Origin of the sequence: Mycetocola sp. (assembly GCF_025464835.1) — a bacterium.
Taxonomy (GTDB): Bacteria; Actinomycetota; Actinomycetes; order Actinomycetales; family Microbacteriaceae; genus Mycetocola_A.
This window is the reverse complement of sequence record NZ_JAODMP010000008.1, coordinates 17955-42288: the sequence shown is the minus strand read 5'-3', so window position 1 is coordinate 42288 and position 24334 is coordinate 17955. Positions and strand designations below refer to the sequence as shown.

Genomic DNA, 24334 nt, shown 5'->3' with positions numbered 1-24334 from the left:
CGTTAGCGAAGGTAAAGGTCTGATTAGCAATGCTAAGTACGTACCCGGTCGCGCGCCGGTGCAGCTCGTTCACTACGCTGGGGAAATGGCCGAAGACGATCAGACAGGGGCGGATGCCTCGACGCCCGAAACGCGGACCCTCACCGACGCGCACGGGGTGACGATTTACTACTACGTATGGCCGGCCACCGAGGCGAAAGCGGTCATCCACCTGAGCCACGGCGTCGGCGAGCACGCCCGCCGGTATGCGGCGCTCGCCGCGGACCTCAACGCCGCCGGGTACACCGTCGTCGCCGACGACCACCGCGGCCACGGGCAGACCGGGCTGAACCATCTCGGCGTCGGCAAGCTCGGCGAGCAGACGACGAAGGCGGCGATCGCATCGGTCCAGCTGGTGGGGGAACGGCTCCGAGCCGACTACCCCGATACGCCCCTGGTCCTTCTCGCCCACAGTTGGGGTTCGCTGATGGGCCAGAAGATCATCAACCGCACGAGCATCTACGACGCCGTCGTGCTGAGCGGGTCGTCGCTCGCCGTTCCTGGCGTCATCGGCACAGGGAACTACAACAAAAGGTGGAAGTCACCGACGGCTACCGGTCTCGAGTGGCTCAGCCGCGACGAAGCAGTGTGGGCAGCGTTCACCGCTGACGAGCACAATTTCGACATTGGCGTCACCCCCGCGTGGACGCCCGTGCAGGCGTTCGCGTTCCTCGGGCGTCCGCCGAAGAAAATGCCTCGCGACATCCCGATGCTCATCCAGGGCGGCGCGGATGATCCGCTCGGCGGCACCCGCGGCCTGACGCTGCTTCGCGACGCGTATGTGAAGCGGGCGAAACTCAGCGACGTGACTTTGAAGATCTACCCGGGCGCGCGGCACGAGATCTACAACGAGACCAACCGCGACGAGATCATCGCCGACCTCGTGGACTGGCTGGACCGGCACGCCGCACCGAGGGCCTGACTCCGCGGGCCTGGCCCGGCAGCCCGCGATGAGATCGGGCCCACAGTGCTGTTCCCGCGATTGAGTTGCCCGAAAGTGCTGTTCCTGACCCGCGGGAACGACCTTTTGAGGTAACTCGGCGCCGGCGTATCGCCCGTCCACCCGCGCTCGTGAATGATGCCGCGGGCTCAGTACCGGTGCGCAGCGACGTCAGCCGGCACGTTGAACGCGTACAGCCGGGCCGCACCGTCGACATAGGAGATCGCCGTCACCGCACAGTTCTGCACGACGGGCATCAGGTCCCGGTAGCGATTCGGGTCGATCCCGAGCATGGCGCACAGGGTGAGGCGCAGCGCAGTGCCGTGGCAGGAGACCAGCACCCGACCGTCGGGGAAGGCTGCTTCGATGCGGTCGAACGCCCGCAGGTAACGGGTGATCCCGTCCAGCCCGCGCTCACCCCCTGGCAGCACGGCCTCGGCTGGGCGTGCTTCGAACGCGTTCACGGCATCCGAATGTTCGGGCCGCAACTCGTCGAGAGTGCGCCCTTCACCGATGCCGAAGGCGACCTCGCACAGGTCAGGGTCGGTTTCGACGATCTCGCCGAGAACCCGTGCGCTCGGTTCCGCCGTCAGCACGGCGCGGCTCAGGGTGGAGGAATACACGGCGTCGAGCCGGGCATCGGCCGACCACAGCGCGAGCGCCTCGGCCTGCCGAAAACCCTCGTCGGTAAGTTCGACGTCCGCCATTCCTGCGTACCGGTGTTCTGCGTGCCACACGGTTTCGCCGTGCCGGACCAGGAAGAGTGTCGTCATGTACCCATTCTGCTCCCGCCCGGCCCGGTCTCACCAAGGACGGGCGAGACTAGGCTGAACGCATGCATGGTGAGTACAAGGTTCCCGGCGGAAAACTCGTCGTCGTCGACCTCGACGTCGTCGACGGCCGAATAGCGAATTTCCGGCTCGCCGGTGACTTCTTCCTCGAACCGGATTCCGCGCTCGACGCGATCAACGGGGCCGTCAACGGACTTCCGGTCGAAACGGATGCCGCGTCGCTCGCATCCGCCATCTCCCGAGGGCTTCCCGACGGTGCGACCCTGCTCGGCTTCAGCCCTGAGGCTGTCGGCACCGCGGTCCGACGGTCACTCGTCGGCGCCGCCGACTGGAAGGATTTCGACTGGCACCTGATCCATTCGAACGCTGTTCCAGCACGGGTTCACCTGGCTCTGGACGAGGTGCTCACGGCAGAGGTCGGTGCCGGCCGGCGTGGACCGACGCTGCGGATCTGGGAGTGGGACGAATCCGCCGTGGTGATCGGCAGTTTCCAGTCGGTGAAGAACGAAGTCGACCTCGAACAGGCCAGAGAAAACGGCTTCGAGGTTGTCCGCCGGGTCTCCGGCGGCGGCGCCATGCTCATGAAGAAGGGGCAGGTGATCACCTATTCGCTCTACGTGCCCGCGGAACTCGTGCAGGGCATGACGTTCGCCGACAGCTACGCCTATCTCGACGACTGGGTGTTGACTGCACTGCAGTCTCTCGGCATCGATGCCCGTTACCAGCCGCTCAATGACATCACGAGCACGGCAGGGAAGATCGGTGGAGCAGCCCAGAAACGCCTCGGCAACGGCGCCGTCCTGCACCACGTCACGATGAGCTACGACATGGACGGCGAGCTGATGGCTCGGGTGCTGCGGATCGGCCGCGAGAAGCTCAGCGACAAGGGCACCAAGTCCGCAGCCAAACGGGTCGACCCGCTCCGCAGCCAGACCGGTCTGAGCCGCGCGGAGATCATCGACCGGATGAAGAACACCTTCATCAGCCTCACCGGCGCAACAAGCGGAGATATAACACCTGAGGAATATGCTGCTGCCGATGCCCTGGCGGAGTCCAAGTTCGCCTCAGACGCGTGGCTGAATCGGGTGCCGTGAGTGAAGATCTGATCCAGGACGAGAAGCTCTCGGAGGCTCCCGCTCCGAAGGCGCGAAAGCGCCCGAGCACAACCACCACCGGCGGGGCTTCCGGCGTGATCGACGAAATGTTCGCTCCCACTCGGTACGTGGCCGCAATCGAACGGGACCGTGAGACACGCATCGCGGCGCCCGCTCCGATCCCCGGGGACGGACCAGGAGGCATCCTCGACGGGACGGTGTCGATTCCCGTCGATGAGCCCGCCAGCGCCCCGGCCGCGAACATCGTCTATTCGGGCAACAACCTCGACATCCTGCCGACGCTGCACGATGAATCCTTCACCCTCGTCTACATCGACCCCCCGTTCAACACAGGGCGTCAGCAGCAGCGCCACGAGACCAGCAGCGTGCGAGCCGAACCGGGCGCAGGGGGAACCGTCGGGTTCAAAGGCCAGAGCTACGAACGCATCCGGGGCGCTCTGAAACATTACGATGATGCCTTCGACGACTACTGGGCGTTCCTCGAACCCCGGCTGGTCGAGGCCTGGCGGCTCCTCGCCGACGACGGCACCCTGTACCTGCACCTCGACTACCGTGAGGCTCACTACGCCAAGGTCCTCCTCGACGCGATCTTCGGCCGTGACGCTTTCCTCAACGAACTGATCTGGGCATACGACTACGGCGCCAAGTCCCGCAGCCGCTGGCCCACGAAACACGACACGATCCTCGTCTACGTGAAGAACCCGAAGCGGTACTACTTCAATTCGGATGCCGTCGACCGTGAACCGTACATGGCTCCTGGCCTGGTCACCCCCGAGAAGGTCGAGCGCGGCAAGCTGCCGACCGACGTCTGGTGGCACACCATTGTCTCGCCCACAGGGAAAGAGAAGACCGGGTACCCGACCCAGAAACCCGTCGGCGTTCTGCGACGGATCATCCAGGCCTCAAGCCGCGAAGGCGACCGGGTGCTGGACTTCTTCGCCGGGAGCGGAACAACGGGGGCGGTGGCCGCGGCGCTCGGCCGTGAGTTCGTCCTCATCGACCAGAACCCTGAAGCGATCACCGTCATGCAGAAGCGGCTCGCCGGTATCCCGGTGGAGTGGCTCGACGGACCCACGCCAGAGGAGGGACGCACCTCATGAAGTTCCGGATTTTCACCGAACCCCAACAGGGCGCCAGCTACGACGACATCCTCGCCGTCGCCCAGACCGCGGAGCGGCTCGGTTTCGATGCATTCTTCCGCAGCGACCACTACATGCTCATGGGGGACCACTTCTCAGGGCTGCCAGGGCCGACCGACGCGTGGACGACGCTCGCCGGCCTCGCCCGCGAGACCACGAGCATCCGTCTCGGAACGCTTGTGTCGAGCGTGACCTACCGACCACCGGGAATCTTGGCGATCCAGGTCGCCCAGGTCGACGCGATGTCGGGTGGGCGGGTCGAGCTGGGCCTTGGCACCGGCTGGTTCGAGGAGGAACATGCCGCTTACGGCATACCGTTCCCGCCGAAACGATTCGGGATGCTCGAGGAGCAGCTCGAAATCATCACAGGGCTGTTCGGTACCCCAACCGGGAAGACCTATTCCTTCGCCGGCGAGCATTACACGCTCACCGATTCACCGGCTCTGCCGAAGCCGATGCAGACACCGCTTCCGATCATCGTCGGCGGAGGAGGGCCCAGGCGCACTCCGGCTCTCGCAGCGCGTTTCGCCACCGAATTCAACCTGCCGTTCGTTCCGTTCGATGAGATCCGCGCGAAGTTCGCCGGTGTGCGGGCCGCGTGTGAGGCGATCCACCGTGATCCGGACGACCTGGTGTACTCGGCGGCCTTCGTCGCAGCCGGGGGCGAGGACGAAGCAGAATACGTACGGCGGGCCGAAGCCATCGGTCGCCGGCCGGCGGAGTTGCGCGAGAACGGGCTCGCCGGCACGGCGGCCGAGATCGTCGACCGCCTCGGCGCGCTGCAGAACGACGGGGTCGAGACCGTCTACCTGCAGATCCTCGACCTGCGCGACCTCGAGCACCTGGAGTTCCTGGCCGCGGAGGTCGTGCCCGAGCTCGGCTGAGCAGTTACCGCGACGCTCAGCAGGATGCCGCAGCCGGAAGGTGCCATTTCGTCCTGTTGAGCCTGTGCCGCAGCCGAGGTCTCTTGTTGAGCCCAGGCGCGGCGGTGTCAGTGGGCGGCGTCGAGCTGTGCCAGGTCGGCCTCGAGCGCGACCCAGGCGAGCATTGCGCATTTCACCCGGGCGACGTACTTGGAGACGCCCTCGAGCACGATCGCGTCACCGAGGAGTTCATCCTCATCCTCGACCCCTGCGCCACGGGACTGCATGAGCTCCCGGAACAGGGCGATCCGTTCCCGAGCCTCGTCGTAGGTCAGCCCTGGCGCAAGGTCATGCAGAAGCGACGCGGATGCCATCGAGATGGAGCATCCCGCCCCCTCCCAGGTCACCGAACCGATCACGCCGTCGGTGGCGTGCAGCTGCAGGGTCAGTTCATCGCCGCAGGTCGGGTTGAGCTGGTGGCTTGAGGCATCCGCCGTCGGTGCAAGCCCGAACCCGTGTTTCTCGCGGGAGTGATCAAGAATCACCTGCTGGTACAGGCCAGCCAGGTCGCCGCTCACGACGACGCCCCGAAGAACGCCCGCACGCCGGCGAGCGCATCGATCGCTGCATCCACGTCAGCCGTCGTGTTGTAGAGGTATGCGCTTGCCCTGGTTGAGGCAGTCACCCCGAACCGGCGGTGCAGCGGCTGCGCACAGTGGTGCCCGACACGCACGGCGATTCCGCGGTCGTCGAGGAACTGACCGACATCGTGAGCGTGCACACCATCGACGTCCACGCTCACAAGACCGGCACGGTGCACACCGGTGCCAGGGCCGAGCACTCGAACGCCCGGAATAGCACTGAACCCGCCGACGAGTCGGGCGCCGAGCTCGGACTCCCAGCGTTCGATCCGGTCCATGCCGACCGATGAGAGGTAGTCGACGGCGGCAGCGAGAGCGATGGCCTGTGACACCTTCTGGGTGCCGGCCTCGAATCGCTGAGGGGCGGGCAGGTACCCGGATGCCTCCAGCGTGACGGTCGTGATCATCGACCCGCCTGTGAGGAACGGAGGCAGTGCGTCCAGGAGCTCGGCCCGGCCGTACAACACGCCGATGCCGGTGGGCGCGAGCATTTTGTGACCGGAGAAGACGGCGAAGTCGACGTCGAGCGCTGCGAGGTCGAGAACACGGTGCGGTGCGGACTGGCAGGCGTCGAGCACGACGAGCGCCCCGACGGCGCGGGCCATCCGGACGAGATCGTCGACGGGGTTGAGGACACCGGTCACGTTTGACACATGGGTGAAGGTGACCAGTTTGGTGCGCCCGGTGATGAGCCGCTCGGCCTCGTCCATCCGGAGCGTGCCGTCATCGGCAACCGGGATGTGGCGGAGGGTCGCACCGGTGCGGGCGGCGAGTTCCTGCCAGGGCACGAGGTTGGCGTGGTGTTCGCCCTCGGTGGTCAGGATTTCGTCACCCTCCGTGAGGACGAAGCGCGCGGCATCCGCCCCACCGCGGCCGAGGCTCGCGTTGGACATGCCGTAGGCGATCAGGTTCAGCCCCTCGGTGGCGTTCGAGGTCCAGACGATCTCGTTCTCGCGAGCGCCGACGAAGCGGGCGACGGTGGCGCGGGCATTCTCGAACAACTCAGTGGCGTTCGCGGCGAGGGTGTGGGCGCCGCGATGGACGGCGGAGTTCTCATGTTCGTAGAACGAGCGTTCCGCGTCGAGCACGCTGACCGGCTTCTGCGAGGTTGCGCCGGAGTCCAGGTAGACCAGGTCCCGTCCGTGGACCTGCTGGTTGAGCGCGGGGAAGTCGCGGCGCAGGCGCAGCACCTCGGCGTCGGCGAGCGGGGTCGCCAGCTCCATTGTCGTTCCGGTCGGGTGGGGCATTGCATAACTCACGATCTGTATCGGGGCACGGATGTCGCCGGCAGCGTTTGCATCCCTTCGCCAGGGCTCCCCCTCTGTCAAGCGCAGGCAGCCGCAGGGTATTCCTCTATTCTGCTCCTGTTACTCCCTCAAGTGCTGACCGTGCAGCATCGACAGGGCCGCCGAACCCCCGTGAACCGGCAACCAGCTCACGCCGACTCCCTCACCACGAGCTTCGTCGGCATGATCGTCGCCGTCTCGACCTGTTCGCCGCCGATGAGGCGCACGACGATCTCGGCCATCCTGGCCCCCATCTCGACCGGGGCCTGATTCACGGTCGTGAGCGTCGGGCTCACCGTCGACGCGTACCGGTCGTCGTCGTAGCCGACGACGGCGATGTCGCCCGGGATGGAGAGGCCCGCCTCACGCATAACCGAGTATGCGCCTGCAGCAAGCTGGTCGCTGAATACGAACAAGCCGTCGATCGGCACGCGCCTGTCGAGCAGCCGGCGCATCGCCGCGGCTCCGTCGGCGGGGGAGTAGTCGCCGTACTCGACGAGGGATTCATCCAGGCCGGCCGCGGTGACGGCATTCCGCCAACCGATGAGCCGGTCGATGCCCGCCGGCATGTCCTGAGGGCCGGCGATGGTCGCGATCGAGCGGCAGCCGCGCTCGATCAGGTGACGGGTGGCGAGCCGGCCGCCGGAGACATTGTCCACATCGACGTAGTGGCCGAACAGCGCATCGGCGCTGAGCGGCCTGCCGCCGAACACGACCGGGAGCCCCTGCCCCAGGTGTGTGTACGAGTGGTCGCCGGAGTGGTGTGAGACGACGAGGGCGCCGTCGACGTTGCCGCCGAGCAGATAGCGCCTGGTCTTGTCTGACGTGGTCTCGGAGGCGATGAGCAGGTTGAGTGTGTAATCCGTCTCGGCGAGGTGGAGGGCGACGCCCTGCACGACAGACGCGAAGAACGGGTCGGCGAACACCTTCGCTGTCGACTCGGGAACGACGAGGGCGATCACCTGGGTCGTGCGGCTGGCCAGCGATCGGGCCGCGCGGTTGGGCACGTAGCTCAAATCGGAGATCGCCGCGTGAACGAGTGCCGCGACCTCAGCGGTGACCGTGGGGGAGGCGTTGACCACGCGGGACACCGTGGCGCGGGAAACCCCGGCACGCGCTGCGACCATCTCCAGTGTCGGCGACCGAGCCGGTGTGCCCATCATGCGCCCTTCCGGCGTCATCTACTGCGCTGGGATGCCGGATCTTGCGTCGGCGAGGATTTGCGCGTAGGCGCGCCCGGAATCCTTGATCGTGCGTTCCTGTGTCTCGTAGTCGACCCGCACGATACCGAAGCGTTTGTCGTAGCCCCATGACCATTCGAAGTTGTCGAGCAGCGACCACACGAAATAGCCGCGCACGTCGGCGCCGTCGGCGATCGCATCCGAGACCGCCTGCACGTGGTCCTGGATGTACTTCGTGCGCTCCGTGTCGTGGACCTGGCCGTCTTCTGAGACGGAGTCGTCATACGCCGAGCCGTTCTCCGTGACGAACAGGGGCGGCAGGTTCGGGTATTCGCGGCCGAGACGCACGAGCAGCTTGTGCAGCCCCGACGGGTTCACCTCCCAGTTCATGGCGGTGCGAGGCAGCCCGCGACTGGGGAAGGTGACGTACTCGGAACCGATCCAGCATGACCGGACCTCCCGCCCGGTCGCTCCGGAATGACCATCGGTTCCCGAGTCGTCCTCGTGCCCGGAAACCTGGTCGTCGTGGTAGTGGTTGACGCCCAGGAAGTCGATTTGCGTGCCGATGATCTCCAGGTCGCCCGGCTGGATGAGTTCGCGGAGCCCGAACTGCTCAAGGTCGGCGAGCGCGTCCTCCGGGTAGGCGCCGGTCACGATCGGGTCGAGGAAGACCCGGTTCTGCAGCACGTCGAACCGGCGGGCAGCCTCGACGTCGACCGGGTCGTTTGCGTTCAGGGGGATCGCGTTGGAGAGGTTGAGGGTGATGCCGATCTGGTCGGCACCGAGCTCCCGCAGCCGGTTCACGGCGAGACCATGGCCGAGGTGCTGGTGATGGATGGCGGCGACGGCCGCGGCGGGGTCCTGCCGGCCGGGGGCGTGCACGCCGGCCGCATAACCGAGCAGTGACGAGCAGAACGGTTCGTTGAACGTGGTCCAGTTCTTCACCCGGTCGCCGAGCGTGCCGTACACCGTTTCGGCGTAGTCGGCGAAGCGCAGCGCGGTGTCGCGATTCGTCCAGCCGCCCTTCTCCTCGAGGGCCTGTGGCAGGTCCCAGTGGTACAGCGTCAGCCAGGGCAGGATGCCTGCTCCGAGCAGCTCGTCAACGAGGCGGGAATAGAAGTCCAGGCCGGCCGGGTTCGGCTCCCGGTCACCGGGCACGACACGGGCCCAACTCGTCGAGAAGCGATACGAACCAAGGCCGAGCTGCTTCATGATCGCGACATCACCGACATAACGGTGGTAGTGATCCACGGCGATCTCGAGGTCGTCGCCGTTCGCGATCGCCCCAGGGACCCGGGCGAAGGCATCCCAGATCGAATCCTCTTTGCCGTCTTCGTGCGCTGCGCCCTCGACCTGGGCGGCAGCGGTCGCCGACCCCCAGAGGAAAGTGGACGGAAAGTTTGATGTCACTGGCGCTTCACTGCTCCTTCGCAGATGTCGACCTGAGAGCGCTCTCAGGAATCCCGGACACGCTACGGCGCTGACCCGCCCGTTGTCAAGCGAGTCATCAGGAACAGGACACATCGGTCGCCTACCATGGAGATTCACCGCTGTTTCTTTGAAGGATGTACCGTGCCGAGTAGTGCCCGCAGACCCGTCAGCCTCCGGGTTCGATCCCGACGTATCGCGGCAGTGGTCATCGTGGTGAGCTCGGCGTTGGTCTGGGCAGGATGCTCCGCGTCGGTCACGCCGGAAGACGAACGACCGGCGGCCATCAGCACCTCCGCCCCCGCCGACGCGAGCGTGGCCAGCGCGATCACGCCGGCGAGCGGTTCGGTGACCGGCGGGACACCCATCACCATCACCGGAACCGGCCTCGCGGACGTCACTGACGTCACCATCGGTGGCGTCCCCGCTGCCGACGTGACCGTTACAGGCGACGGCGAGGTCACCGCCGTCGCACCGGCCGCTCTGCACTTCCAGCCAGCGGATGCAGCGATCGTCGTGTCCAGTGGGAACGAGGTTCTCCAGCAGTCGGCTCCGCTGAACTACGCGTATGCCGTCGTCACCGGTGTCGACGCGCAGATGCAGTACGCGTTGAAGCACTGGAACGACTACAACTCGGATGAGTGGGGAAACCTCAACCCGGTCGGCGGGGACTGCGCCAACTTCGTCAGCCAGACGCTCATCCAGCGGGGCTGGACACAGAATGACACCTGGTTCAACAGGAACGCAGCCGCAACGATCGCGGACTGGAGCCCGGCGTGGGGTTACGTTCCGGCGATGGACGCGTGGCTCGCGAGCGACCCAAGCCTCGGCCTGACGAAGCTGACACTCGATCAGCGCGACCAGGTGAAGGTCGGGGACATCGGCATCTTCGATTGGAACCTCAACGAGATCCCCGACCATGTGATGCTGGTGTCGCGGGTGGAGGTTGTCGACGGCGAGACGAAGATCGCTTTCGTGAGCCATAATCTCGACGGCGACTACCGTGACCTCGACAACGTCATCACGGTCGAGCACCCTGGCGGTAACGCCTGGTTCTGGAGCATCCCCGCATAACGGTGCCTCGGCGCCACCTCGAAACCCAACCGGAGTGCAATCGTATGGCGGCATCTGCAGCAACTCGTCTTCTCGCCGTCGTCGCCGCACTTGCGACATCCGCGCTGGCCGCCTGTTCGATGGGCGCGCCCGACGATGATCGGGGAGTGTCCCGCACGCCGGGTCAGCAGGTCACCGCGTTCTACGGTGATTCGTACACGCGCGGCACCGGCGTGAGCGACCCGGACCTCCGGTGGTCGACGCAGGTCGCCAGGGATCGAGGCTGGGCGGAGATCAACCCGAGCGTCGATGGACTGGGATACGTGATCAACCGGGATCTGCTTGCCGACGACCTGGTCGGCCTCATCGTCGCCGAGGATCCCGACATCGTCGTGGTCACCATGGGGCTCAACGACAACTTCGCCATGCCGGAGCGTGCCACTCAGATCGAATCGGCGATCCGTCATGACCTGAACACGTTCGCCGCGGAACTGCCAGACACCCGCCTCGTTGTCGTCGAACCGTTCTGGTACACCGACGAACGCCCGGGATCCGTCGACACGATCATCGGCTGGGTCCGGGATGCCGCCTCCGAGGTCGGCGCGGATTACATTCCGGGAGCATCACGGTGGCTGGAGGGACACCCGGAGTGGATCGCCGCCGACGGCGTCCACCCGAACGACGCCGGGCACACGGAAATCGCGGAGCGCATGGACGAGGAGCTCACGAAGCTGAAGCTCTGAGCCGCCGCTCTCGCGCCATCGCTGGCAGGAGTTCTCCGGCACACGAAAAAGGGCCCGCCTCCCGGCGGGCCCCTTTCCTGTCAGCTTCAGCGAGCCGAAACCGGTTCGGCTGCCTCCTGATCGCTCGTCTTCCACCTCGCCCAGCGGCCCGATTTTTCGAACTCGATTGTGGTGCCGACGACGACGGCGCCGAACACCCTCTTCGCGCTACGCGAGTTTCGAGGGGCGCATCCGCCCCCGCGAGGCCGAAGGTAGGACAGGCACATCGCGCGCTGTGGACACTCAACAGGTGGAGCGATCGGCGCTGTCCCGGACCCGCCTCCTGCTGAGCGTCCGTCCGGCTAACCCCCGAGCGCCGCGTTCACGATGAGCTTCGCCTCAGCCTGAACCTGCCTGAGGTGCTCGATGCCCGTGAACGACTCCGCGTAGATCTTGTACACGTCTTCCGTGCCGCTCGGCCGGGCCGCGAACCAGGCGTTCGCGGTAACGACCTTCACGCCGCCGACGGCCGCGCCGTTGCCAGGGGCTTTGCTGAGCTTCGCGAGGATCGGGTCCCCGGCCAGCTCGGTCGCGGCGATCGCGTCGCCGTCGAGCTTGCCGAGCGCCGCCTTCTGCGCCGGTGTCGCCGCCGCGTCGACGCGTTCGTATACCGGGTCGCCATACTTTTCGGTCAACCCGCGATACAGCTCGGATGGGGTGCTCCCGGTGACCGCGAGGATTTCAGCCGCGAGAAGGCAGAGCAGGATGCCGTCCTTGTCCGTCGTCCACACGGTGCCGTCCTTGCGCAGGAAGCTCGCCCCGGCACTTTCTTCGCCCCCGAACGCGACCGAGCCGTCGACGAGTCCCGGCACGAACCATTTGAACCCGACCGGTACCTCTTCAAGCCGGCGCCCGAGCGATTCGGCGACCCGGTCGATCATCGAACTGGAGACGAGGGTCTTGCCGATGGCGGCATCCGCACCCCAGCCCGACCGGTTGCGGTACAGGTAGTCGATCGATACGGCGAGGAAGTGGTTGGGGTTCATCAGCCCGCCGTCCGGCGTGACGATGCCGTGCCGGTCGGCATCCGCGTCATTGCCGGTGAGGATGTCGTATTCGTCGCGATGGGCGAGAACGGATGCCATGGCCGACGGCGACGACGGATCCATCCGGATCTTGCCGTCCCAGTCAAGCGTCATGAAACGCCAGGTCGGGTCCACATGAGGGTTCACCACGGTGAGGTTGAGGTTGTACCGGTCGGCGATGGCCTGCCAGTAGCTCACGCTCGCCCCTCCGAGCGGGTCGGCGCCAATCCGGATGCCTGAGTCGCGGATGGCATCCATGTCGATGATGGTGCCGAGGTCTTCCACATATCTGCTGCGGAAGTCGTACGTCTCGACGGCGCTCGGCTCAGCCATGTTGACGTCAACCATGCCGGATTCGATGATCTCGTTGGCACGGTTGGCGATCCAGCTCGTGGCGTCGCTGTCTGCGGGGCCGCCGTGCGGGGGGTTGTACTTGAACCCGCCGTCCCCTGGCGGGTTGTGGCTCGGCGTGACGACGATGCCGTCGGCCTGTTCCTCGACCCCCGAGTTGTTCCAGGTCAGGATCGCGTGGCTGAGCGCCGGCGTGGGCACGTAGTCGTCGAACTCGTCGACGACTACACGCACATCATTGCCGACGAGCACTTTCACTGCTGTGGTCTGTGCGGGGTGGCTGAGCGCGTGGGTGTCCGAGCCGATGAACAGAGGCCCGGTAATGCCCTGGCTGGCCCGGTATTCGACGATCGCCTGGGTCGTAGCGGCGATGTGATGCTCATTGAAGGCCGTGTTGAGCGAGGAGCCTCGGTGGCCGGAGGTGCCGAACACCACTCGCTGCTCGGGGATCGAGACATCGGGCTTCAACTCGAAGTATGCATTGAGGAGAGCGGGGACGTCGACGAGGTCGGACTCGGCTGCTGGGGTTCCTGCGCGGTCAGTCATGCACCCATTGTGGCATCATGCCATCGGCATCCGCCGGGGCTTTACTTCGCGGCCGTCGCGGCTTTACTTCGCGGCCGTCGCGAGGATGGTGCTGTCGGTCGATGGCGCCGGAGCGACCGGAGCGATGTCGTACGGCTGGCCTGTGACGATCCTGCGGATGCCGTACAGGCTTTGGGTTCCATCGCCGAGGTACTTCTCGTGGTCGGCTGCATCGTCGGCGCCGACGGCGTCATGGGCCCGGACCGCCGACAGGATCGTGCCATCCGCGAGGGTGGTTCCGTTGCTGCTGAACAGCTGGGCGCCCCACTCGGCAGACGCCGGGTTAGCGCGGCCTGACCAGAACTGGCCTTTCGCGGCCAGCCCATCGGCCGTCGCTTCGGATGCGTAGACCCTGCCGGCCGGAACGTTGAGGTCCTCGAGCCTGATGTGGGAGGGGACACCGGCCGACCCGATCATCACGAACGAGCTCACAGCGTGATCCCCGCCGGCGAGAGTGATCGCAGCCGTCGTCGAGCCGTAGGAGTGTGCGAGGACAGTCAGCTCGGAGCGCAGGCCGACGGCGTCACGGTATGCGTTGTATCCGTCGAGGGCAGCACCGAGAAGAACGGCACCCGCCTCGGCCCGCGCCGTCGACACGGTCTCGACCGGACCGGGGCTCTCGTAACCGAGCCACAACACGGCGGCGCTCGCGGCAGAGGCCTGCTGGATTCGCGTGACGCCCCGCAGGTAATCTTCGGCCTGGAGCACGCTGCTGTTCATGCCGGGCACGAAGTACGTGGCGTAGGGCGCCGAGTCGAGGTCGCCGACGGAGATCGCGGCGAGTGGCGGGCCGTCGACGGAGGAGTCAAGGCTGAGCAGGTACCGGCGCGCGTCGTTGGATGGTGCGTTCCTGAACAGCCCGAGCAGCACATCGATCGCCTCGACCCGCGCGGTTGCTTCTGCCACGGTCAGTGCGGAGGAGTCCAGCGCGGAGGGTGAGCGGAGCTGGGAGAGTGCAAGCTGCTCCGTCGCGACGGCGTCCCGCTGCACCGTGGCCAGCCGGCGGATGTTGGCACGGTCCCGGTCGGTGTAGCTCGCCCCCTCGAGGTTGCCGATCACATCCGGCCGTTCCTCGATCAGCTCGCCGACGAACGGCCTGGGCAGATCCACCCACAATGCAGCCACCTGGGCGGCGGGCAAGCTGGCCAGAGTCTCCACCGCGGCGGACACCCGACCGCCGAACTGGACAGCGAAATCGGCGCCGTTCGACGGCACTTCTTCCATCGTCACGATGGGTGAGGGGGCACCGTCGGCGGCCCCGGGTTCCGGCAGCATCCCGAGCGCAGCAACTCCGACGGCGAGTGCCGTCGCGGCCCCACCGAACGCATGCAAAAGTGGGGCGATACGGTGCGATACCGTCCCCCTGGTAACCCCCCAGAAACCCACCGAGTTCCACCCTCAGTTCCACGACGCGCGAATGTCGCTCCCGCCACGCAAAGATTTGGCGGGTACACTCCGCTAACTCTATCGGCCCGGGCCCCTCGAGCACACTCCCCATTCGGGCCTGACCAGTAGGCTCAAGACCATGGCAGATACCCGCCCCGCGCTCCGCACCTACAGTTATCTCGGTCCTCGCGGCACATTCACCGAGGCGGCTCTCGCCCAGGTTCCCGAGGCGGCCGGCCAGAACTGGCGGTCGGTCAACAACGTGGGCGAAGCGCTCGACGATGTTCTCGAGGGTCGCAGTGACGCAGCTGTGATCGCCATCGAGAATTCCATCGAAGGCGGCGTCTCGGTGGCTCAGGATGCTCTCGCCACCATGCCGGGGCTTCGCATCATCGGCGAATACCTCGTTCCGGTGAACTTCGTCCTGGTCGCACGCCGGGGGACCGCGCTCGCCGATGTCAGGGTGGTCAACGCCCACCCGGTCGCTTACGCCCAGTGCCACGCCTGGATGGATACGACCCTGCCGGAGCACGGACACATTCCGGCGACGAGCAACGTTGCGGCGGCATCCGCTCTTCTCGAGAGCGAGATTGCGGACGCTGCCATCGCGCCGCCCGGGATCGTGGCCCACTACGACCTCGATGTGCTCGCCGAGAACATCGGTGACAACCCCAACGCCGTCACCCGCTTTCTCCTCGTCAGCAAGACCACCCAGCTGCCTGAGCCGACCGGCGCGGACAAGACCAGCCTGATCGCCGAGCTGCCGGTGGACCGCGCCGGAGCATTGCTTGAATTGCTCGAGCAGTTCTCGACCCGCGGCGTCAACATGAGCCTGATCGAATCGCGTCCGATCGGCGACGAACTCGGCCGGTATCGCTTCATCATCGACGCCGACGGCCATATTCGGGACGAACGGGTCGCCGACGCCCTACTCGGCGTGCGCCGGTTCAGCCCTGGCGTGATCTTCCTCGGGTCCTATCCCCGGGCAGACAAGGCCTCGATCACCTTCGATCCGAAATACGGCGACGACGTGTTCGTCGAGGCGCGGGACTGGTTGCGCGGCCTGGTCACCGGCGAACCCGGGGCCTGAACGCTCGCCGCAGCTGTCGCGGTTCGCTAGGCTCCAGACATTCGCCTCGTCGAAGGAGCATCGGATGGACCGTGCAGGTTTCGACCCCCGCTACAGCCCCGAGTTCCAGCGCGGCTTCGACCCGGCCGTGCACGAAGAAATCGCAGCCCCGACGGAGCAGCACGAACACGTTCAGCCTCGGCCGATAACGCCTGTCCCCGAGCCGATCATGCGACGCATCCCGCCGGCACCGGTCGACGCTGCGGAGGGCTCCGAGCAGTCGGCGACGGCAGGGGCGGACGACATGTTCCGGCCCGCAGAATCGCCAGACCAGGAGCGATCCGATGAGGAGGCCGCACCGGTTGTGCCCGCATCACCCTGGCGGAATCCGTACCTGGTCGCCCTCAGCGTTGCGGGGTTGGTGCTCATCGCCGGCGGCGTCGGAGGCTTCCGTTGGTCTCTCAAGCAGGTCTTCAGCGGCGCGGTCTACGGATCCGGGGCTTCCGAGGGGGGCATGCCTGAGGCCATGATCGCGGCCCAGCTGGCATGGGGGCTCTCGCCGCTCCTTGCGCTCGCTGGGGTGCTGACCCTGCTCGGCGTGTTTTTCTTCGTGGCTTGGCGGTGGAGTCCACAGCGCCGGTTCGTCGACGACGACTCCGGTGCTGCTCCGCCCGGGAACCAGTCAGACTGATGGTCGCCTCGCTTCGACGTCTGGGTCTGATCGGGATGGCGATCACCGCCGGCGTGCTCCTGCTCGTCGGCGGAATCGCGGTTGCCGCCGTGGACGCCCAACTGCGCAGCGACGCCGCCACGGCGGCGGTGACGTTGACTGCTGAAGAGCGCCGGCAACTGGAAGAGGCCGGAATTCCCGAGTCCGTCGGGACGGACACAGGCTACTTCCGCCGATCGCTCATCATGGAGAACCTTTCATCGGGTGGAGACATGCCCGAGCGCGCCTTCGAGATCCATGAGATGGAAGACGGAAATGTGTCCATCTCGTGGGGCGGGTACCGTGCCGAGTACACCGTCATCTCGTGGGGCGGATGGCAATTGCAGCCGATCGGCATCCCGGCTTTCACCGGCCTCGCCCTGATCATCGGCGCGGTTTTCGCAGGGGCGGCGCGTTGGCAGTCGCGGCATCCGCTGGCCCGAAATTGACGGATGCCTCCCCGGCAAGTCAAACTGTTGGGGGCCCCACAACGGCCTTTCTGCGCGTCGCGCCACGATGGATCCACGAATCGAGTGCCCGCGTTCCCTGCGTTCAGCGTCGTTCGCGATATTCACGCTCCTAGAAAGTTCCCCAGTGCCTTCATCGTCCACGCCGTCCGAGCTCGTTCACACCGTTTACGAAACCGCTGTTTCGCGCAATCCGGGGGAGCCGGAGTTCCACCAGGCACTCCACGAGGTTCTGGAGTCCATCGCGCCGGCGCTCGCTGAGCACCCGGAGTACAGCGAAGCCGGCATCCTCGAGCGACTGGTCGAGCCGGAGCGCCAGATCATGTTCCGGGTCCCATGGACCGACGACAACAACCGTGTGCGGGTCAACCGTGGCTTTCGGGTGCAATTCAACTCTGCGCTCGGTCCGTACAAGGGCGGCTTGCGGTTCCACCCGACCGTGAACCTGTCGATCATGAAGTTCCTCGGCTTCGAGCAGATCTTCAAGAACGCGCTCACCGCGCAGGGCATCGGTGGCGCCAAGGGCGGCAGCGACTTCGACCCGCACGGCAAGAGCGAGGCAGAGATCATGCGTTTCTGCCAGAGCTTCATGAACGAGCTGGGTAGGCACCTCGGCGAGCACACCGACGTTCCCGCCGGCGACATCGGCGTCGGCGCGCGCGAGATCGGGTACCTCTTCGGTCAGTACCGCAAGATCACCAACCGTCACGAGTCCGGGATGTTCACCGGCAAGGGCACAGGGTGGGGCGGCGCGCAGGTGCGCACAGAGGCAACCGGCTACGGTGCCGTCTTCTTCACCGAGGAGATGCTCGCGACGAAGGGCCAGTCGATCGAAGGCAAGACCGCCATCGTCTCCGGTTCAGGCAACGTCGCCACCTACGCCATCGAGAAGGTGCACCAGCTCGGTGGTCGTGCCATCACAGCATCCGACTCCTCCGGGTACATCGTCGACGAGAAGGGCATTGACCTCGACCTGCTCAAGCAGATCAAAGAGGTTGATCGGCTTCGGATCTCGGAGTACGCCGAGCGTCGCAGCTCCGCACGGTTCGTCTCGGGCGGCAGTGTCTGGGATGTTCCCGGCCAGATCGCCCTGCCGAGCGCGACCCAGAACGAACTCACGCTCGAGGACGCGAAGAGCCTCATTCGGAACGGTGTCGAAGCCGTCGCCGAGGGCGCGAACATGCCGTGCTTCCCCGATGCGGTTCACGCGTTCCAGCAGTCTGGTGTGCTGTTCGGCCCCGGGAAGGCGGCGAACGCCGGTGGCGTCGCCACGAGCGCCCTGGAGATGAGCCAGAATGCGTCGCGTCAGCGTTGGAGCTTCAGCGACAGCGAAGATCGCCTGCACCTCATCATGCGTGGTGTGCACTCGTCCGCGTATGAGGCCGCCGAGAAGTACGGCAGCCCGGGGGACTACGTCGTCGGCGCGAACACCGCTGCCTTCGTCAAGGTTGCGGACGCGATGCTTGCGCAGGGCGTCATCTAGTCCGCTGCTTCTACGGGCGGTGAGTTTCGCTGGTATGCCGAAAACGGTCCGACTTTCGCTGGTATGCCGAAAACGGTCCGACTTTCGCGGAGTCTGCAACCGTTTTCGGCACAGCAACATCACCTGCAACCGTTTCTGGCAACGCAGACGCGGCTTCGGTACGGAAGCGGCGGGATGCCTCAGCGGGAGACCGCTAGCCGTTCCAGCCGAGAGACCGCAGGCGTCGCTCAACCCGGCCTCGCAACCCGGGCAGGTTGGTGAGATCAGCCGCGGTGAATTGTAAGGTTTGCCACCCTTCGTCGCCGATGTCGTTGGCTCGCCTTACGTCGCTGCGCCATTGCCTGATATCCGTGCGGTGCTGGTCGCCGTGGTACTCGAGTTCGAGTTTGTATTCTGGATAGGCGAGGTCGAAATAAACGGTCCTCCGGGCGACGGTGAGATAGAGCTCGTAGTTCGCTTGAGGCGTCGGCAGGCCGCTCAGTGCGAGATCCACGCGAACGAGCGACTCCGGACGTGACCGGGAATGGTCGCTACTCAGGTCGAGCGCTCGACGCAGCACCCGGCGTCCGGCGCGCGACGGGTATGTTTCGATCGCCTCTGCCAGCCGCCCGGCTGTCGACCTGGGTGTCTCATGCCACAGCAGGTAATCCGCGACCGCAACGAGGTCGGGCAGCTGGAGAATCCCAGCCAGGTCGCACCATGTGCGCTCGACGGAGGTGACGGGTACGTTCCTGGAGAACTCGATGTCGCCCGGGAGAAGCAAGGCGCGGTGTCCCAGCACTCCGCGCCGGCGCATCGCTCGCCCCGGCACTGGCACCGTCGTCTCGAGCGGCCCGTCGACGTTGTTCATCGGAAGCGGCATTCCGTGCAACAGCGCCGCCGTTCGATGACTGAAGGTCGCGCCGGGTGGCATCCGTGTAGCCAGCGCACGGCAGTTCACTTCGAAGTCGTTTGCCGTCGAAGCACTGGTTCGGATGCCGTGGAAAGGCGCGGCAAGAGAGCGATTGCGCAGCTGGCCTCTGGTGAAACCGCGCGCGTACGCATCGGCAACCGAGAACGCCGTAGGGAGCGGTAGCGGGAGAGGCTTTCGGAACGTCACTGCTCGAGGATGCCTGACAGCGGCATCCGTCGATGTCGTTGTCCACAGGAAGCACAGAGGGCGCTGAGCATTGCGTTGCCGCATGTGGCTGTAGTTTGCGGGCGATGTGTAACCGTTTGTGGCATCGCAACGAATGCTGGGACCTCTTGTGGCACAGCAAAGGGAGGATGGGGTGCGCCTGGCTGTGGAGGGTTCTCAGGTGCGCGGGTGGCTAAGAAGCATCGCATCGCCAGATTGGGCTCGACTCTCGGCCGCAGTGCGACCTTTCTTGGCAACGCAGTGGTGGTGTCAGCCGTTCGGGGCAACGCAGCGAGGGAGGGCGCGCCGCTACCGCACGCGGACCGCAAGCGCTCCGGCATCCGCAGCGAAACGCACCCCGGAGATCACCCCGAACCCGTCGCCGTCCAGTTCGACGTCGCGCGGTTTGTCGAGCGACACGGTGATGCCGCTCGAGCGCAGGTAGGTGATCGTCGACGCGTTCCCTGAGGTCGCCCGGATGATCCGCCGACCGATGCTCGACCGGCGAAGGACGCCGTTCTCCCAGCGGAGCTTGCGCCAGATGTCGATCCACCCGAGTGTGCCCTTCGGCTGCAGCACGGCGACGTCGAGCTGGCCGTCGTCGATGATCGCATCCGGCATCATCTCCAGCCCGCCGGTGAGAGTTCCGCAGTTGCCGAAGAGGATCGTGGAGACATGGGCGCTGTGGCTCGGTTTGTCGTCGAGCTGGTAACGGATGCGGAAAGGGCCAGCATTCGGGATCACGCGGATGCCGGCGTCCACGTAGGCGAGCCAGCCGACGGTCCTCTTGAGGGTTTCGTTCGTGTTCGCCATGATGTCGGCGTCGATGCCCATACCGGCCATCACGAGGAACCCGTGCTCTTCGATGGTGCCGTCCACCCGGCTGAGGGTGGCGATGCCCAGGTCGATGTGACGGGTGCGCCCGGTGAAAGCGATCGCGACGGCCTCTGGCACGTTGCCGATCGGGAGGTTGAGGTTGCGCGCCAGGAGATTGGCGGTTCCCGATGGGAGCAGGGCGAGCGCCGCGGTGGAATCCCGGAGGCCCTCGGCCACGGAACGGACCGTCCCGTCACCGCCTGCGGCGAAGACCATGTCCGCCCCCGCCCGCACCGCCTCGCGGCTCAGGTTCTTGCCCGAGTCCGCGATTGTCGTCTCGTACCAGAGCGTGTCGCCCCAGCCGGCCTCGGCCGCTGCGGGGTCAATGAGAGAGTGCAGTGCCGCCGCGGTGACCCGGGTGGGGTTGTAAACGACCGCCGCGCGCTTGGTGCCGGACTTGCTCATACCTGCAACCGTACCCTGCGCGGTTAGACTTGCTCGCGTGATTGATCCAGTGCTCCTCCGCGAAAATCCAGACCTCATCAGGCGTTCGCAGGAGGCTCGGCGATCGCCCGTCGATCTCGTCGACCAGGCCCTCGACGCCGACCGTGACCGCCGTGCCGCCATCACCGCCTTCGAGGAGCTCCGCGCCGAGCAGAACGTCTTCGGCAAGCGCGTTGCGAAAGCCCCGAAAGAAGAGAAGGCCGCCCTCGTCGCGGAGGTGAAGGGGCTCTCCGACCGGGTCAAGAAGGCGCAGCAGCAGGTGTCGGATGCCGAGACGCGATTCACCGAGATCGTCGGCGCCATCCAGAACCCCATCCTCGACGGCGTCCCCGCCGGCGGGGAAGACGACTTCATCACCCTCCGCGAGGTCGGTCAGAAACCCGCATTCGACTTCGAGCCCAAGGACCACCTGGAACTCGGCGAACTCCTCGGGGCCATCGACATGCAGCGCGGCACCAAGGTTTCCGGCTCCCGGTTCTACTACCTCCGCGGCATTGGCGCGCGGCTCGAACTGGCGATCATGAACATGGCACTCGACCGCGCCCTCACCGAGGGTTTCATCCCGCTGATCACACCGACGCTCGTCAAGCCGGAGATCATGGCAGGAACCGGATTCCTCGGCGCCCACGCCGACGAGGTCTACTACCTGCCCGCAGACGACCTCTACCTCACCGGAACGAGCGAGGTTGCGCTCGCCGGGTACCACGCCGACGAGATCATCGACGTCGCGGATGCCCCGATCCGGTACGCGGGATGGTCCACCTGCTACCGCCGCGAGGCCGGCTCATACGGCCGCGACACCCGCGGCATCATCCGAGTGCACCAGTTCAACAAGCTGGAGATGTTCGTCTACACGACGCCCGAGGAGTCCGAGGCCGAACACCTCCGCCTGCTGGGCTGGCAGGAGGGCATGCTGCAAGCCCTCGGCCTCAGCTACCGTGTCATCGACACCGCCGCGGGCGACCTCGGCTCGAGCGCTGCCCGCAAGTACGACGTCGAGGCGTGGGTTCCGACGCAGGACGCCTACCGCGAACTCACCTCCACCTCCAACTGCACGACCTACCAGGCCAGACGGCTGAACATCCGTTACCGGGCGGGCGAGGACGGCAAGACAACACCTGTCGCTACCCTCAACGGCACGCTCGCCACCACGCGCTGGCTCGTCGCCCTGCTCGAAACGCATCAGCAGGCCGACGGTTCAGTGCTCGTCCCCGAGGCGTTGCGCCCCTACCTTGGCGGGCTCGACGTTCTCTCGCCGCTGTGACCGGCGACGGGCTGCTCGTCGCGCTCGACATCGACGGCACGCTGCTGCACGAGGACGGGACGATGTCGGATGCCGTCGTCGAGGCCGCACGGGCGGCATCCGTTCAGGGTCATCACGTCATGCTCGCGACCGGGCGCAGCTGGGAGACCACGCACCACGTGCTCCAGCAGCTCGATATCGCCCCCGAGTACGTCGTCTGCGCCAACGGCGCCCTCGTGATGCGCCGCGACGACGCCGAACCGACCGGGTACAGCCGGCATCTGATCGAGACCTTCAACCCGCGTGAGGTGCTGACACGGATCCGCTCACACCTCGCCGACGGCCGGTACATGGTCGAGTACCCGAGCGGCTACCGGCGGTACACCCAGGGCATGACCGACTGGAATCTGGAGAACGCCGAGGAGGTGGAGTTCGAGCACCTGCTGTCCGAACCGGTCACCAGGGTCGTCGTCGTTTCGCCCGAACATGACGAGGTGGACTTCCTCGAGATCGTCGAGAAAATGGGCCTGCATTCCGTCACCTACGCCATCGGCTGGACCGCATGGCTTGACATTGCACCGCTCGGCGTCAACAAGTCGACTGCGCTGGAACGGGTGCGTGAATGGCTTGACGTGCCCCGAGACCGGATCGTCGCTGTCGGCGACGGACGCAACGACATCGAGATGTTCGAGTGGGCCCGCCGAGGGGGCCGCGCGATCGCGATGGGGCAGGCGCCTGACGAAGTTAAGGCCGTGGCAACCGAAGTCACCGGCAATATCGACGAAGACGGTGTTGTGGCGGTTCTCCGCTCGCTCTGACCGGCCATTCAGCCCCCTGTCAGGCGTTCCTGTCAGTCTGGCCCGGTCCCCATCGGCTACAATCGAGCGTTGTCTGCTGTTTCCTCGACAGTATGCATGGAGGGCTGTCCGAGCGGCCGATGGAGCCAGTCTTGAAAACTGGTGGGCAGAAATGTCTCGTGGGTTCGAATCCCACGCCCTCCGCTCTCAATTCCACATCCGCCTGTCGCGAAAGGAGCCAGCGTGAGCGAACCCGTCCGCCGCTCCCGGCTTTCCTCCTCGACCGCGCGGCACGGGCGGCTCCGCACTTCGACCACAGCGGGAGTCATCGCCAGGTTCATCTCAGCAGTGCTCGCCGTCGTTCTGGTCAGCGGTTCGGCCATCGCCGCGTACGCGGTGTGGGACATCGCGTCGAGCGTCGCTCCGCCGGTCGCCCTTGCCAATGAGACCCCCGGGGCCAGCGCGCCGGACATCGACGCCATCGAAGGCGGCGTGAATCTGCTTCTTGTCGGCAGCGACAGCAGGCAGGGGCAGGATGCCGTTTTCGGCGACGTCGCGAAGGAAACCGCCGTTCTCAATGACGTGACAATGCTCCTGCACATCTCGGAGGACCACTCGTCGGCGACGGTCGTGAGCTTCCCCCGCGACATGTTCGTGCCGATCCCGTCCTGCCCGAAGGAAGACGGTGGCACATACGGCGCTATGGCCGCCCAGAAGATCAATACGACGCTCTCCTACGGCGGCCTCGCCTGCACCGTGCTCACCGTCGAAAAGCTCACAGGCTTGAGCATTCCGTTCGCCGCGGAAGTGCAGTTCAACGGTGTCATCGAGCTCTCGAACGCCGTCGGCGGCGTTGACGTCTGTGTCGCAGAACCGATCGAAGACGATTACACGCAGACGTATCTCGACGCCGGCACCCACACCCTCCAGGGCATGGACGCATTGCAGTTCCTGCGCACCCGCCACGGCGTCGGTGACGGCTCCGACCTCGGTCGGATCAGCAACCAGCAGGTCTTTCTCTCGTCGCTCGTGCGCACGCTCAAGAGCAGCGAGACGCTGACCGACCCGTCGAAACTCTTCGGCATCGCAAAGGCGGCAGCGAGCAACATGACGCTGTCGACGAGCCTGTCGAACATCAACACGATGGTGTCCATCGCGATGGCGCTCAAGGACATCCCACTCGACCAGGTGGTCTTCGCCCAGTACCCGACCGAGTACGGCGACATCAATGGCTATGAAGGCGTGCTTCCGCTGAAGGGCCCGGCTGAGGAACTGTTCGACGCCCTCGCTGCCGACGAACCGCTTTCGCTCAGCGGCGAGACCGGTCCCGGTTCGGTGATCGACCCGAACGCGCCCGTCAAGGAGACCCCCGCCCCGACGCCGCCGACCACTCCAGCGCCGAACGGAACCACTCCACCGACGGCCGAGGCAAGCGAACCAGGCGTTGTCCTCGACAAATCCGTGCAGGGCCAGACCGCCGGCGATTACACCTGCTCCAAGGGCAACCAGTAATACCTTTCCGGG

The 24334-nt window shown here is 66.0% G+C and carries 22 protein-coding genes and 1 tRNA gene; 14 read left to right on the top strand and 9 right to left on the bottom strand.

The annotated features are described in order from the left end of the window. Nucleotides 1-85: 85 nt before the first annotated feature. Nucleotides 86-961 (top strand): alpha/beta hydrolase, encoded by an 876-nt coding sequence (locus tag JWP90_RS01220; protein WP_297358736.1) that lies wholly within the window; start codon nt 86-88, stop codon nt 959-961. A 167-nt stretch (nt 962-1128) separates the two neighbouring features. Here JWP90_RS01220 and JWP90_RS01215 read toward each other — a convergent pair whose 3' ends face one another. Next, complete coding sequence (locus tag JWP90_RS01215; protein ID WP_297358734.1) at nt 1129-1752, bottom strand: histidine phosphatase family protein; 624 nt, start codon at nt 1750-1752, stop codon at nt 1129-1131. A gap of 62 nt (nt 1753-1814) precedes the next feature. Here JWP90_RS01215 and JWP90_RS01210 point away from each other — a divergent pair, with 62 nt between their 5' ends. The 3 genes from JWP90_RS01210 (at nt 1815) to JWP90_RS01200 (ending at nt 4908) form a co-directional block, all read left to right on the top strand. Further along, nucleotides 1815-2864 carry a biotin/lipoate A/B protein ligase family protein gene (locus JWP90_RS01210; protein WP_297358732.1) on the top strand — a complete coding sequence of 350 codons (1050 nt, stop codon included), beginning with the start codon at nt 1815-1817 and terminating at the stop codon, nt 2862-2864. Nucleotides 2865-3127: 263 nt separating this feature from the next. After that, on the top strand, nt 3128-3985 hold the full coding sequence (locus JWP90_RS01205) for a site-specific DNA-methyltransferase (RefSeq protein WP_297358841.1): 858 nt from the start codon (nt 3128-3130) through the stop codon (nt 3983-3985). Further along, complete coding sequence (locus tag JWP90_RS01200) at nt 3982-4908, top strand: LLM class F420-dependent oxidoreductase (protein WP_297358730.1); 927 nt, start codon at nt 3982-3984, stop codon at nt 4906-4908. The genes JWP90_RS01205 and JWP90_RS01200 overlap by 4 nt, the downstream gene beginning before the upstream one ends. A 107-nt stretch (nt 4909-5015) precedes the next feature. Here the strand turns inward: JWP90_RS01200 and sufU are convergent, their stop codons facing one another. From sufU to JWP90_RS01180, 4 genes are all read right to left on the bottom strand, one after another. Further along, complete coding sequence (sufU, locus tag JWP90_RS01195; protein ID WP_297358728.1) at nt 5016-5465, bottom strand: Fe-S cluster assembly sulfur transfer protein SufU; 450 nt, start codon at nt 5463-5465, stop codon at nt 5016-5018. Then, nucleotides 5462-6775 carry a cysteine desulfurase gene (locus tag JWP90_RS01190; protein WP_297358726.1) on the bottom strand — a complete coding sequence of 438 codons (1314 nt, stop codon included), beginning with the start codon at nt 6773-6775 and terminating at the stop codon, nt 5462-5464. Before JWP90_RS01190 ends, sufU begins: the two co-directional genes overlap by 4 nt. 188 nt (nt 6776-6963) lie before the next feature. Continuing rightward, nucleotides 6964-7974, bottom strand: a complete 1011-nt coding sequence (locus JWP90_RS01185; RefSeq protein WP_297358839.1) for a LacI family DNA-binding transcriptional regulator — start codon at nt 7972-7974, stop codon at nt 6964-6966. 21 nt (nt 7975-7995) lie between these two features. Continuing rightward, on the bottom strand, nt 7996-9405 hold the full coding sequence (locus tag JWP90_RS01180) for a GH1 family beta-glucosidase (RefSeq protein ID WP_297358724.1): 1410 nt from the start codon (nt 9403-9405) through the stop codon (nt 7996-7998). Nucleotides 9406-9567: 162 nt separating this feature from the next. On the opposite strand from JWP90_RS01180, the gene JWP90_RS01175 reads away from it, so the two are divergent. Next, nucleotides 9568-10497 carry an amidase domain-containing protein gene (locus JWP90_RS01175; protein ID WP_297358722.1) on the top strand — a complete coding sequence of 310 codons (930 nt, stop codon included), beginning with the start codon at nt 9568-9570 and terminating at the stop codon, nt 10495-10497. 44 nt (nt 10498-10541) lie between these two features. Next, the gene (locus JWP90_RS01170; protein ID WP_297358720.1) at nt 10542-11219 is read left to right on the top strand and encodes an SGNH/GDSL hydrolase family protein; all 678 of its coding nucleotides are present in this window, start codon (nt 10542-10544) and stop codon (nt 11217-11219) included. A gap of 341 nt (nt 11220-11560) precedes the next feature. Here JWP90_RS01170 and pgm read toward each other — a convergent pair whose 3' ends face one another. Together pgm and JWP90_RS01160 are read right to left on the bottom strand one after the other, a co-directional pair. Then, on the bottom strand, nt 11561-13180 hold the full coding sequence (pgm, locus tag JWP90_RS01165) for a phosphoglucomutase (alpha-D-glucose-1,6-bisphosphate-dependent) (protein WP_297358718.1): 1620 nt from the start codon (nt 13178-13180) through the stop codon (nt 11561-11563). Nucleotides 13181-13243: 63 nt separating this feature from the next. Further along, nucleotides 13244-14551 carry an alpha/beta hydrolase gene (locus JWP90_RS01160; protein ID WP_297358716.1) on the bottom strand — a complete coding sequence of 436 codons (1308 nt, stop codon included), beginning with the start codon at nt 14549-14551 and terminating at the stop codon, nt 13244-13246. A gap of 193 nt (nt 14552-14744) precedes the next feature. On the opposite strand from JWP90_RS01160, the gene pheA reads away from it, so the two are divergent. From pheA to gdhA, 4 genes are all read left to right on the top strand, one after another. Next, nucleotides 14745-15695, top strand: a complete 951-nt coding sequence (gene pheA / locus JWP90_RS01155; protein WP_297358714.1) for a prephenate dehydratase — start codon at nt 14745-14747, stop codon at nt 15693-15695. A 64-nt stretch (nt 15696-15759) separates the two neighbouring features. Further along, nucleotides 15760-16365 carry a hypothetical protein gene (locus JWP90_RS01150; RefSeq protein ID WP_297358711.1) on the top strand — a complete coding sequence of 202 codons (606 nt, stop codon included), beginning with the start codon at nt 15760-15762 and terminating at the stop codon, nt 16363-16365. Continuing rightward, a complete protein-coding gene (locus JWP90_RS01145; RefSeq protein ID WP_297358709.1) occupies nt 16365-16832 on the top strand; it encodes a hypothetical protein in 468 nt (155 codons plus the stop codon). The genes JWP90_RS01150 and JWP90_RS01145 overlap by 1 nt, the downstream gene beginning before the upstream one ends. 145 nt (nt 16833-16977) lie before the next feature. Continuing rightward, complete coding sequence (gene gdhA / locus JWP90_RS01140) at nt 16978-18333, top strand: NADP-specific glutamate dehydrogenase (RefSeq protein ID WP_297358707.1); 1356 nt, start codon at nt 16978-16980, stop codon at nt 18331-18333. A 193-nt stretch (nt 18334-18526) separates the two neighbouring features. On the opposite strand, the gene JWP90_RS01135 is transcribed toward gdhA, so the two are convergent. Further along, nucleotides 18527-19183 (bottom strand): hypothetical protein, encoded by a 657-nt coding sequence (locus JWP90_RS01135; protein ID WP_297358705.1) that lies wholly within the window; start codon nt 19181-19183, stop codon nt 18527-18529. Nucleotides 19184-19759: 576 nt separating this feature from the next. After that, the gene (locus tag JWP90_RS01130) at nt 19760-20731 is read right to left on the bottom strand and encodes a diacylglycerol kinase family protein (RefSeq protein ID WP_297358703.1); all 972 of its coding nucleotides are present in this window, start codon (nt 20729-20731) and stop codon (nt 19760-19762) included. A gap of 37 nt (nt 20732-20768) precedes the next feature. On the opposite strand from JWP90_RS01130, the gene serS reads away from it, so the two are divergent. From serS to JWP90_RS01110, 4 genes are all read left to right on the top strand, one after another. Next, complete coding sequence (gene serS, locus JWP90_RS01125) at nt 20769-22034, top strand: serine--tRNA ligase (protein WP_297358702.1); 1266 nt, start codon at nt 20769-20771, stop codon at nt 22032-22034. After that, on the top strand, nt 22031-22831 hold the full coding sequence (locus JWP90_RS01120) for an HAD family hydrolase (protein WP_297358701.1): 801 nt from the start codon (nt 22031-22033) through the stop codon (nt 22829-22831). The genes serS and JWP90_RS01120 overlap by 4 nt, the downstream gene beginning before the upstream one ends. A gap of 98 nt (nt 22832-22929) precedes the next feature. Further along, a tRNA-Ser gene (locus tag JWP90_RS01115) sits at nt 22930-23014 on the top strand. A gap of 39 nt (nt 23015-23053) precedes the next feature. Continuing rightward, nucleotides 23054-24322, top strand: coding sequence for an LCP family protein (locus tag JWP90_RS01110; RefSeq protein WP_297358699.1), 1269 nt, complete (start codon nt 23054-23056; stop codon nt 24320-24322). Nucleotides 24323-24334: the final 12 nt, after the last annotated feature.